This window comes from Vibrio sp. 1249-1, assembly GCF_033340495.1.
The window spans coordinates 1-580 of the sequence record NZ_JAWOWJ010000880.1 but is presented as its reverse complement, the minus strand read 5'-3'; the positions used below and the strand labels follow the sequence as shown (position 1 = coordinate 580).

Below are 580 nucleotides of genomic sequence, written 5' to 3'. Positions count from 1 at the left end.
TCTCCAAGTCGTTAACGCACTCTTCTTTCCATCGTAAAGATGAGCTTTTTGCCAGACCGTTGCCATGGTTTCTTGAACCATCTCCATAGCAACTTGCTCATTACCAACGTGCTTGTAGGCAAACTGTTTTAGCTTGGGTGCATAAAAACGGAATACGAACGCAAAAGCCTCTCTATCTTTGGCTTTTACTTTATCCATGTAAGCGTTCCATTCATTTCGCCCCAGTTTTTGTGGGCTATCACTCATCATAATCAGCCTTTACTATAGGGAGGCACTCACCTCCCTTCTTCCTAATCGGTGATGTCATCAACGAGAAGATTGAAGCCACCATTGTTTCCGTCATCAAGAGCAACCACTTGGTAGACAACACCATTCATTAAGTCTACTGGTAGCGAATCGATCGCGACCGCGTCAGGGTTGCCTGCGACGGTGACAGTTACGTAGTAAGTGCCTGCCGCACCATACAATCCTTTCGCACTTTCTTTATACGCAAAGTTTGTGATGGTTGGATCACTGCCCTCTATCCCTACTGACGTTGTGAGGTAGACATCAACCGTCTCTGCTACTGGGTTGGCTGCAG

The 580-nt window shown here is 46.6% G+C and carries 2 protein-coding genes; both read right to left on the bottom strand.

Annotated elements, in window-relative coordinates; all coding sequences use genetic code 11:
• On the bottom strand, positions 1–249 hold a 249-nt coding region (locus R7Z50_RS29445; RefSeq protein ID WP_318150007.1), incomplete at its 3' end, for a sigma factor.
• Positions 250–290: 41 nt separating this feature from the next.
• Positions 291–580: hypothetical protein (locus R7Z50_RS29440; RefSeq protein ID WP_318150006.1), on the bottom strand; the 290-nt coding region annotated here is incomplete at its 5' end.